7 protein-coding genes and 2 pseudogenes are annotated in these 10,122 nt (G+C 49.5%); 4 read left to right on the top strand and 5 right to left on the bottom strand.

All coding sequences use genetic code 11. The features are described 5' to 3' along the window. The first annotated feature begins 81 nt into the window (after positions 1-81). The 3 genes and pseudogenes from SHK35_RS13685 to SHK35_RS14310 all read left to right on the top strand — a co-directional run bounded on the left by SHK35_RS13685 (position 82) and on the right by SHK35_RS14310 (position 2,648). Positions 82-1,662 (top strand): sensor histidine kinase, encoded by a 1,581-nt coding sequence (locus SHK35_RS13685; RefSeq protein ID WP_318710195.1) that lies wholly within the window; start codon positions 82-84, stop codon positions 1,660-1,662. After that, positions 1,656-2,108: pseudogene (locus SHK35_RS14315) on the top strand (response regulator); the annotation flags it as partial. The gene SHK35_RS13685 and the pseudogene SHK35_RS14315, both read left to right, overlap by 7 nt. A gap of 21 nt (positions 2,109-2,129) precedes the next feature. Then, positions 2,130-2,648, top strand: coding sequence for a helix-turn-helix transcriptional regulator (locus tag SHK35_RS14310; RefSeq protein ID WP_442867445.1), 519 nt, complete (start codon positions 2,130-2,132; stop codon positions 2,646-2,648). On the opposite strand, the gene SHK35_RS13675 is transcribed toward SHK35_RS14310, so the two are convergent. The 5 genes and pseudogenes from SHK35_RS13675 to SHK35_RS13655 form a co-directional block, all read right to left on the bottom strand. Continuing rightward, positions 2,626-3,795 carry an exonuclease SbcCD subunit D gene (locus tag SHK35_RS13675; protein ID WP_318705490.1) on the bottom strand — a complete coding sequence of 390 codons (1,170 nt, stop codon included), beginning with the start codon at positions 3,793-3,795 and terminating at the stop codon, positions 2,626-2,628. The genes SHK35_RS14310 and SHK35_RS13675 overlap by 23 nt on opposite strands. A gap of 5 nt (positions 3,796-3,800) precedes the next feature. Then, positions 3,801-4,838 (bottom strand): annotated as a pseudogene (locus tag SHK35_RS13670) (branched-chain amino acid aminotransferase); the annotation flags it as partial. Positions 4,839-4,912: 74 nt separating this feature from the next. Next, positions 4,913-5,407, bottom strand: a complete 495-nt coding sequence (locus SHK35_RS13665; RefSeq protein WP_318710194.1) for a dihydrofolate reductase — start codon at positions 5,405-5,407, stop codon at positions 4,913-4,915. Positions 5,408-5,413: 6 nt separating this feature from the next. After that, positions 5,414-7,009, bottom strand: coding sequence for an MBL fold metallo-hydrolase (locus tag SHK35_RS13660; RefSeq protein WP_318710193.1), 1,596 nt, complete (start codon positions 7,007-7,009; stop codon positions 5,414-5,416). A gap of 73 nt (positions 7,010-7,082) precedes the next feature. Then, entirely contained in the window at positions 7,083-8,843 is a 1,761-nt protein-coding gene (locus SHK35_RS13655) for an ABC transporter ATP-binding protein (RefSeq protein WP_318710192.1), read from the bottom strand. A gap of 155 nt (positions 8,844-8,998) precedes the next feature. Between SHK35_RS13655 and SHK35_RS13650 the strand changes: the two genes are divergently transcribed. Then, the gene (locus tag SHK35_RS13650; protein WP_318710191.1) at positions 8,999-10,072 is read left to right on the top strand and encodes an acyltransferase family protein; all 1,074 of its coding nucleotides are present in this window, start codon (positions 8,999-9,001) and stop codon (positions 10,070-10,072) included. Positions 10,073-10,122: the final 50 nt, after the last annotated feature.

Below are 10,122 nucleotides of genomic sequence, written 5' to 3'. Positions count from 1 at the left end.
GAATAATTTATGCCATGCCTCTTTTTAATTCAGCTGAATATCACATGATTCGAAGGTAGATAAAATGCGGGATAACAGGATATGACCGGCAGCCTTTTGGCGGATTCCGTGATACAGAGAAACCTTGTGACTGCCAACGACAGTGAAAACCCAAGAGAGCAGACCATCGCCCACCAGGCCCTTTCCCAAACGGTTTTGGATTTTTACGAGCAATACAAATCCTCCTATGTGGACTACATCACCCTCTCCCACTCCAGAAATACCATCTATTCAAACTATTTGAGCGACAAACGCACACCGGAGGAAATAGAAGAGCGGCTGCTTGCCATGGCCGATGAGGGAGAAGGCCGCCCCGTATGGCTCTTTCAATACGCCCAGACAAACGGCTTTTATCTGACCAGGCAGATCAGGAACGCCCAAAGTCCCTACTTCAGTTCCCTGGGGACTTTAATCGTCTCCGTGGACTTAGACGAAATGATTTCTTCCCTAAACCAGCAGGAGGGCGCTTTCCCTGACACGCGATATTTTATTGCAAGCGACGGCCAGATCATTTATCACACCGACGACACTGCAGACGGAATTTTCCAAAAGCTTGACAATGCCTCCGGTGATTCCTATGAAATTTTGACAGTTGACGGGCACAAATACTTTGTATACAGCACCTTGATTCCCGGCCATAGCTTGACCTACACCTGCTATCTGTCCTATGACTCCATCACCTATTCCGCCAATATCTCGTGGTTCGTCAGCATGGTGGTGCTTTTTTTCACCTGCCTGATCGCAGTGGTGTTCTCCCATTACACCATCTCCTCCATCGACAGGCACACCAATCTTTTGTTGAAAAAAATGCAGGCCTACAACGCGGAGCAAATCTCCCTTCCCCAGACAGATCCTGTTTACGCAGACCGCAAAGATGAATTCGGCCTGCTCAACAGACAGTTTGACCACATGGCGGAGCGGATACACAACCTGATCTTAGATAATTATGTGAATGAGCTCTGGAAAAAGGACGCCCAGCTCAAAGCCCTGGAAAAACAAATCCAGCCCCACTTTCTCTACAACACCTTAGAGTCCATCAACTGGCGGGCAAAATCCGCAGGAAACCAGGATATATCAAGCATGGTGGAATCTCTGGGAAATCTGCTTCGGGCCTCTCTTTCCAAGGATAACGGCGGATGGACTCTGAAAAAGGAACTGGAGATTACAGATGCCTATATCACCATTCAAAAATACCGCTTTGAAGAGCATTTAGAGTATCTATCCCACTGCGATCCTTCCCTGTGCTCTGCACTGCTGCCCAAATTCATGATCCAGCCCCTGGTGGAAAACGCCGTCCACTATGGTCTGGAGGAAAACACAGAGGTCTGTCACATTGAGGTCAACGTCAGACTGACGGAGACGGCCGGCCTTGAAAAGCAGCAGGAGATACTGCAGATTTTTGTAAAAAACGACGGCTCTGCCTTTGAGGAGGGTCTCCTTTTAAAGCTTAAAAATCATCAGGCGTCTGCCAGAGGCTTTGGTATCGGCCTGGTCAACATTGACGAGCGGATCAAGCTGATGTTCGGCGGCTCCTACGGTCTGACCCTGTATAATGAAGGCGATCTGGCGGTGGCGCAGATCACCATTCCCTACCTGGATAAAACGGAGGTAAACTCATGCTGAAACTTATGATTGCAGACGATGAAAGAGTAATCCGGGAAACCATTTCCAATCTGATTGACTGGAAGCTTTTGGATATAGAGCTTTCCGGGCTGTGCTCCAACGGCCTGGAAGCCTATGACATGATTATTGACGAATCCCCTGATATTGTGCTTACAGACATAAAAATGCCCGGTATGACCGGACTGGAATTGATCAAAAATATTTCAAAATCCCACCTGGACACGCAGTTTATCATTCTGTCAGGCTACGGGGAATTTGAATATGCAAAGGAGGCCATGAAATACGGCGTAAAGCAGTACATTTTAAAGCCCTGCAACGAAAAGCAGATCACCGAAAGTATTCTGGAGGTCTCCAAGGACTGCTATGAGAGAAAACGCAGACAGGTGGCCGGGTTTCTCCACGATCTTTTGCAGGAAAGCGGCAGCGATATTACCCAGCTGAATCATTTCTTAAGTGGAATACAGGACATGAATTTTTTAAAACAGCTGTCGGACTGTCTGCTCTTTGAGACAAAGCTTCGCAAGGAGGAGCTGGCTCCCTTTGAGCTCACCGAGCTTCTTATGACCATCAATCAGGGGTATTCCGATTCTCAGATTCTGGAGAGGCTGTATGGCATGATTCACAAGATCGTCTCTCCGGAAAAAAAGCAGTCCGGCACAAATTTTACGAAACAGATTTTCTCTTACGTGGAACAGCACCTGTCCGATTCCAATATCACCTTAAAGGAGATCGCGGAAAATCAGCTGTTCATGAATGTGGATTATGTGAGCAAGCGTTTTTTGAAGGAAACCGGAAGAAAATTTTCCGACTATCTGGCAGAGGTGCGCATCCGTAAGGCCAAGCAGTACCTGGCCGAGGGCTGGCAGATTCAGCAGGTAGCAGAAAAAGTGGGGTGCGGCAACAACCCCCACTACTTCTCACAGCTATTTAAGAAAAAGACCGGCATGACCCCCAGCGCCTACATCAGCAGTCTGCAGCGCAAGTAGGGTCGCCCTCTGCTTTTTGGGCCGCTCTGGCAGCTTCTTCTACAATGGCTTTTCGTTTTTCATCCAGGGGCTCCCCCTTCAGCATTTCATAAAAATCTGAAAACAGCTCCTGGGTGCTTTTCTTTCCCACCTCTATGCGGCTTTCATAAGGAGCATCTTCCCTTTTCAAATTCTTTTGAAACAGTATCTGCAGCACATTAGGATATACGCTCCGAAGAGACGCCATGGGATCTATCAGCTCCTCCCTGTCGGTGAGCGTCACCTGCAGATAATCCGCAAGCCCGTCCCCCTGGGAAAGCACCGTTTCCGCCTTTATCAGCTCTCCAAGTTCTCCCCGGATACATCGCATCTCGTGGAGGGGCTTCAAGGCACGCATTTTTACAGAAACCTTTCCCTTCTCTTCAAGTTCCACAATGTTTACAGATTTTTCCCCCAAAGCCTCTCCAAAGGAATACTTTAAGGCAGAGCCGCTGTAATAGACATTACCGCTCCCCACCTTCTGGGCCTTGTGGATATGTCCCAGGGCTGCATAGTCAAAATTCTGAAATAAAGACGCCGGCACAGCGTCCAGCCCTCCCACATTTACATCACTTTCCGACTGGGAAAGAAGGGGACTCTCCCCCATTTCTCCCACCACAAAATAATGGGTCACAAGAACGCGTCTGCGGCTCTTTTTTTTGTCCACAGGAAGAGAGGACAAAAGCTTTTCCACTGCCTGGGCATTGGAAGCGCACCCCGCCTGGGCCGGTTTTATAAAAGGGAGGCAGACAAAGTCCACCTCTCCAAACGCATCCGTAAGCGTCACTGTTTTGGGCTCTTTTCCCACCTCTCCGGCAATATACAGGCCCTGCTTTTCCAAAATCCGATCCGCAAAGGCCACCCGCTCGGGCGAATCGTGGTTTCCCGTGATCATGATCACTGGAATATGCTGTTTCAGAAGCTTTGTGAGAAAATCATCCAGCAAAGTCACTCCCTCTGCCGGAGGTACAGCGCGGTCATACACATCTCCCGCTATCAACAGGGCATCCACCCGTTCTTCAAGGGCGATCTCCACAATCTGCCTCAAAATGTATGCCTGATCCTCCATCAGGGAGAGCTCAAAAATCCTTTTGCCGATGTGGAGATCGGCAGTATGCAGAAATTTCATTTTTCTTACGCAATTACATGAATCCAGCCCTTGGGAGCTTCGATTCTTCCCATCTGGATACCGGTTAAGGTATCGTAAAGCTTTTGCGTCACAGGCCCCATCTGGCTCATGCCGCTGGGAAGGCAGATCTCTTTGCCATGATCCACAATCTTTCCCACAGGGGAGATCACTGCCGCAGTGCCGCACAGGCCGCACTCCGCAAAATCCTTTACCTCCTCAAAGAGCACTTCTCTCTCCTCCACCTGAAGGCCGAGATATTTTTCCGCCACATATACCAGAGAACGACGGGTGATTGAGGGCAGTATGCTGTCCGACTTAGGCGTAACAACCTTGCCGTCCTTTGTCACAAACAGGAAATTCGCGCCCCCGGTTTCCTCCACCTTTGTCCTTGTGGCTGCGTCCAGATACATATTTTCATCGTAGCCCGCCTTATGTGCTGACACAATGGCATGCAGGCTCATGGCATAATTCAGACCGGCCTTAATATGGCCCGTTCCGTGAGGAGCCGCACGGTCAAAATCACTGACACATATGGTCAGGGGCTTAACACCTCCCTTGAAATAAGGGCCCACCGGAGTACAGAAAACCCTGAATTGGTATTCATCCGCAGGCTTAACGCCAATCACGGCATTACTGCCGAACATGTAAGGGCGCACATACAAAGAGGCGCCGCTTCCATAGGGAGGCACGTAGGCTGCATTGGCCGCCACTACCTGCGTCACCGCGTCTACAAACCGCTCCTTGGGGAATATGGGCATCTCCAGTCTGGCTGCAGACTGCTCCATACGCTCTCCGTTTAAATCAGGGCGGAAGGTCACAATATGTCCATCCTCTGTGGTATATGCCTTCAGGCCTTCAAAAATGGTCTGCGCATACTGCAGTACACCGGCGCACTCATTTAACACCACATTGGCATCCTGTGTCAGAACACCCTGATCCCATGCTCCATCCTTATAGTTGGATACATAGCGTTTGTCCGTCTCCATATATCCAAATCCCAGATTGCTCCAATCAATATTTTTCCTTTCCATCGGCCATTCCTTCTTTCCTAGGGTTGTGCTCTGTTTTTAAGCTATTTTTCTTTTGTTTTTCATTATTATACTTTTCCATCTAAAAGTCAATCTTTTTTCCGCTCATACCTTACAAACTGATAAGCAATGTCAAAGTAAGTCTGTTCCTCGCTCTGTGCCGTGATCTCCCAGTCCGGGTCCTGATCCAGATTTGGAAAATAAGCGTCCGCCTGGTATTCATGATCTATCTTTGTGACATGAGCCACGCTGCAGCAGGGCAGAAGCTGTCTGTAAACACTCTCGCCGCCGATCACATAGACGTCCTGATCCGCATACTGCTTCAGCTCCTCCATAAGGGCCTCCACACTGTGCACCACTACGGCGTCCTTCACATGATAGTCCTTATCCCTGGATAAAATGATATTCACACGATTCTTTAAAGGCATTCCCTGGGGAAAGGTCGCCAGGGTCTTTCGACCAAGCACCACCACCTTTCCCGCAGTCTCCTCCCGAAATTGTCTCTGGTCGTTTGGAATGCTGACTAACAGCCTGTTTCCGCTTCCGATCGCCCAGTTGTTGTCAACTGCAACAATTACATTCATAATCCTTTACTCCCACTTGTCGCAGATGGAATTGATCTGATCCGCAAACCTTGCCATATCCTTGTTTGCCAGTCCATCGCTTTTTTTCACCAGGGCAAGAAGCCTCTGGGCTGCCGCAAGAAGCCTTGCATACACTCCGGAAGCAGGCTTATCCTTCTTCTTTCGCATCACAGGCTGTGCCTCGTACTCAAACTCATTGGACAGCAGATTGAACACCGTTCCGCTGTAAGGCGCATATGCCCTCTGACCATGCTCCACCCGAAGGCATTCCGCAAAGGAGACGCATACGCTGTCCTCCCCGTGCACCACAAATACCTTTTTGGGCTTTTCCTTGAAGGCCGACAGCCATTCGATCAGCCCCTCCTTATCCGCATGGCCGCTCAGGCCCCGAAGCTGCTTTATCTGCGCCCTCACCTGAATGGGCTCTCCGAAAAGGCGTACCTCGTCCGCCCCCTCCACCAGGCTTCTGCCCAGGGTTCCCACAGACTGATATCCCACAAACAATATGGTGCACTCCGGTCTCCAGAGATTATGCTTTAAATGATGGCGGATACGGCCCGCATCGCACATGCCGGAGGCCGAAATGATCACCTTGGGCGTCTCATTAAAATTGATTTCCTTGGACTCATCACTGGTTATGGACAGCTTAAGCCCAGCAAAGGAAATGGGGTTGATTCCCGCATTCACCAGCTCCATGGCCTCCGCGTCAAAGCACTCTCTGCGGTTTTCCTGAAAAATCCCCGTTGCTTCCACCGCCATGGGACTATCCACATACACGGGAAAATTCTCATGTCCCTCCACCAGGCGGCCCACCTTGATCTTTCGCAGAAAATACAAAATTTCCTGGGTTCTTCCCACCGCAAAGGAGGGGATGACCACATTGCCTCCCTTGTCAAAGGTTTCCTTTAAAACAGCCGCAAGCTCCTTTACATAATCCAGCCTGTCCTTAGGATGCAGCCTGTCTCCGTAGGTGGATTCCATCACCACATAGTCCGCTTCCTCAGTGGGCGCCGGGTCCCGGATCAGAGGCTGGTTCTTATTGCCGATATCCCCGGAAAAGACAATCTTTTTCGTTCTGCCCTCCTCCGTAAGCCACACCTCTATGCTGGCGGAGCCAAGCAGATGGCCGATGTCCGTAAAGCGGATTTGTACGCCCTCACACACCTGAATCATTTCATTGTAATTACAGGGCACGATGCGTCGTATAATGCCTTCCGCATCCTCCATATTAAAGAGCGGCTCCTGCCCCTCCACGCTGGAGCTTCTCTTTGCCTTCCTGTTCTTCCACTCCGCCTCCATCATTTGAATGTGCGCACAGTCCCGCAGCATGATGCTGCACAAATCCGCCGTGGCGTCCGTAGTAAATACCTGCCCTCTAAATCCCTTGGCATACAAGAGAGGAAGCAGCCCCGAATGATCTACATGGGCGTGAGTCAAAAACACATAATCGATTCTGGCCTCCTCCACCGGCAAGGGTGCATTTTCAAAAACATTCACTCCCTGCTCCATTCCGTAATCCACCAAAATGTGCTTTCCTCCTGCCTCAAGATAGTGACAGCTTCCCGTAACCTCATGTGCCGCTCCAATAAATACCAGTTTCATTCCTTTGCCCCATTTCTTTTTTTATTATAATACAGCTTATACAGCATTTCTGATTCTATGTTGTATGTCATTTCTACTTCAGCGCATTCGCCGTCTCATAGAAATGATAATACATTCCCTTTTTCTCCATCAGCTCGTCGTGGCTTCCCTCCTCCACGATCCCCTCCTCCGTCAGCACAAGAATCCTGTCCGAATTGCGGATGCTGGAAAGCCTGTGTGCAATGGTCAGGGTGGTTCTGCCCTCCGAAAGCCTGGAAAGAGACTGGGCCACCGCAAATTCACTCTCATTGTCAAGGGCCGAGGTAGCCTCATCCAGAATAATGATAGGAGGATTCTTCAAAAACACTCTTGCAATACTGATCCGCTGCTTTTGACCGCCGGAAAGCTTTACCCCCCGCTCTCCCACATAGGTATCATATCCGTTTTTCAGCTCCATGATAAAATCATGGGCGCCTGCGCGCCTGGCGGCCTCCTCAATCTCCGCCCTGTCCGCCCCCGGCCTTCCGTAAGCGATATTTTCATAGACAGTACCGGAAAACAGATACACGTCCTGCTGCACAATGCCAATGCTCCTTCGCAGGCTCTTTAAAGTAAAATGCTTTACATCCTCCCCATCCAGCGTAATCCTTCCCCCGGACACATCATAAAATCTGGGAATCAGATTGCACAGGGTGGTCTTGCCTCCGCCGGAGGGCCCCGCAATGGCTACCTTCTCTCCGGCCTTCACCTGAAGATTCAAATGGGAGAATACTCTATTGTGATCATCCGGGTATTCAAAGCTCACATCCTCAAAGGCGATATCTCCCCGGGGGTTCACAAGCTCTACCGCATCTGGTTCATCAAAAATCTCAATATCCGCATCCATGATCTGCAGGAAGCGTTCAATGCCCGTCACTCCCCTCTGAAACTGCTCCGCAAACTCAATAATCCTGCGGATGGTGGCAATAAGGGTGCTCACATACAGCATATAGGCTACCAGATCTCCCGGGGCAATGGCTCCTCTGATCATGAAAAGACCGCCCGCCACCAGCACCAGCAGATACATAATGCCGTCAAACATCTTCACCGTGGTCTGAAAAGCCGCCATATAACGGTAAGTCAGCTTTTTGATGTCAAGAAAACGGCCATTATCCTCCTCAAATTTGCCGTTTTCCATCTCTTCATTGGTAAACGCCTTTACCACCTTATGTCCCAAAAGGCTGTCCTCAATCCGGGCATTCAGCTCTCCGATCTGGTTTCTCTGCCTGCGGAAGGCTCCTCTCACACGCAGATTCAAAGCCGTACACACCCCGGCCATAATAGGCACGCAGAGAAAAATAATCAATGTCAGGGGCAGATGAATCCGTGCCAGAATCACAAAAGAAATCACCGTTTTTATGGCAGCAATGAAAAATTCCTCGGGACAGTGGTGGGCAAACTCCGTCACATCAAACAGATCGTTGGTAATCCGCCCCATGATCTGGCCGACCTTGGTATTGTTATAGTAGGTATTGGACAGCTTCTGCAGATGACTGTAGGCGTCCCTGCGCATATCCGTTTCAATCTTTGCTCCCATCACATGGCCCATATCCGCCATATAATAGCTGGCAATACAGTCCATAACTCTCAGGGCCAGATACAAAAGCCCCAGTCCGCCGATGGTCTTTACCGAAAGGGCGGATAAGTCCCTGATGCCCTCGTTGGTGATATATCTCATAATCAGAGGAAGCACCAGCTCACACACGGTTGTGAGCGCAGCGCAGAATAAATCCAGAAGCAGCGTCTTTTTATACTTTTTAAAGTAGGGGAGAAAACGCCCAAAAAGCTCCCCTGTGGTATACTGCCTTATATCCATTTGTCTTTGTTATGCCTTTCCCTTGCAGATTGTACTTGTTATCATTTTAGTATGATATGGATGGATGCGCAAGCTAAATTTGCCCCATCGGTTTTCAAAAGGCCAAAAACGTGATAAGATAAATACCGGATGAAAGTTCGGGAAGGAGCGCCATTATGTCCACATTCTTTAAAACCACGGCAGCAGTTCCAAAGAATGCCGATTTCCATGAAAACCGCTACCACAGCATTCAGACGCTGCGGGGAATTGCAGCCATATTTGTAATTTTGGAGCATATCCGTTTTTTAAACTGCGGAGCCTTCGGCGTGGACATTTTTTTCTGCATCAGCGGCTTTATGATTATGCTTGCCACCCATAAGGACACCCGTTTTTTTCTCAGAAAAAGACTGATCCGCATCCTTCCCCTTTACTATATCATGACCCTTTTTACCTGGACAGTCCTTGTGCTGTTCCCCGGCATGTTTGAACAAACTACGCCTCAGCCCGTATTTCTCATAAAAAGCCTCCTGTTCATCCCCTTTGACATCGGCGGCGGCGTCCTCCAGCCCCTGATGCGCATCGGCTGGACCGTAAACTGCGAAATGTTTTTCTACCTTTTGTTTTTTATTTCCTTTCACATAAGCCACCGATTCCGGGGACTGATCTGCGGCGGGTTCCTTGGCGCCCTTACTGCGTTCAACTATCTGCTCCCCGTTTCCTTTGCTCCCCTTTCCTTTTACGGAAATCCTATCATGCTGGAATTCCTCCTGGGGATTCTCTGCTATTATGCAGCCAGAGGCATATACCGTCTCCACAGCCGCGGACGCCTGCCCGGCTTTCTTGCCCCCCTGTGCGCCCTGGCCGCGCTGCTTCTTTTCTGTGTTCTCCTCTTTACCAAGGAAAACATCAATATCCTGGGATTCCGAAGAGTTTTCCTCTGGGGTATCCCAGGCTTTATGCTGGTGCTTTGCTTCTTTGTGTTTGGACTTAAGTGGAAAATGCCGGCCTGGAGCGTAAGGCTGGGCGACATGAGCTACTCCATCTATTTGATACATTATTATCCGGTGATGTTCCTGGACCGCATGGTATTTGACTTTTCCGTCTGCAGCCCTTACGCTTTGGCGGGAGCTGCCGTGTCTGTGCTCATATGCCTTCTGTGCTCTTTTGTATCCTGGCTTTTGGTGGAAAAACGCCTGACCGGCTTCTTGAAAAAGATTTTTCTTTCCTTGAGTTTCCGCAAACTGCAATAAAAAGACAGATATGTCTTTCCAAAGTACCAATCTGCCGATTTTTGAGAGAT

This window comes from Candidatus Acetatifactor stercoripullorum, assembly GCF_944382095.1.
In the GTDB taxonomy this organism is placed as follows: domain Bacteria; phylum Bacillota; class Clostridia; order Lachnospirales; family Lachnospiraceae; genus Acetatifactor; species Acetatifactor stercoripullorum.
The sequence above is the reverse complement of the archived record's forward strand: the minus strand, read 5'-3'. Positions and strand labels throughout refer to the sequence as shown.

Excerpts from the sequence above, each read along its gene's own strand:
- SHK35_RS13685 (WP_318710195.1), top strand. The coding sequence starts at position 82 with ATGACCGGCAGCCTTTTGGCGGATTCCGTGATACAGAGAAACCTTGTG.
- SHK35_RS13665 (WP_318710194.1), bottom strand. The coding sequence starts at position 5,407 with ATGAATGTAATTGTTGCAGTTGACAACAACTGGGCGATCGGAAGCGGA.
- SHK35_RS13660 (WP_318710193.1), bottom strand. The coding sequence starts at position 7,009 with ATGAAACTGGTATTTATTGGAGCGGCACATGAGGTTACGGGAAGCTGT.
- SHK35_RS13675 (WP_318705490.1), bottom strand. The coding sequence starts at position 3,795 with ATGAAATTTCTGCATACTGCCGATCTCCACATCGGCAAAAGGATTTTT.
- SHK35_RS14310 (WP_442867445.1), top strand. The coding sequence starts at position 2,130 with ATGAATTTTTTAAAACAGCTGTCGGACTGTCTGCTCTTTGAGACAAAG.
- SHK35_RS13650 (WP_318710191.1), top strand. The coding sequence starts at position 8,999 with ATGTCCACATTCTTTAAAACCACGGCAGCAGTTCCAAAGAATGCCGAT.
- SHK35_RS13655 (WP_318710192.1), bottom strand. The coding sequence starts at position 8,843 with ATGGATATAAGGCAGTATACCACAGGGGAGCTTTTTGGGCGTTTTCTC.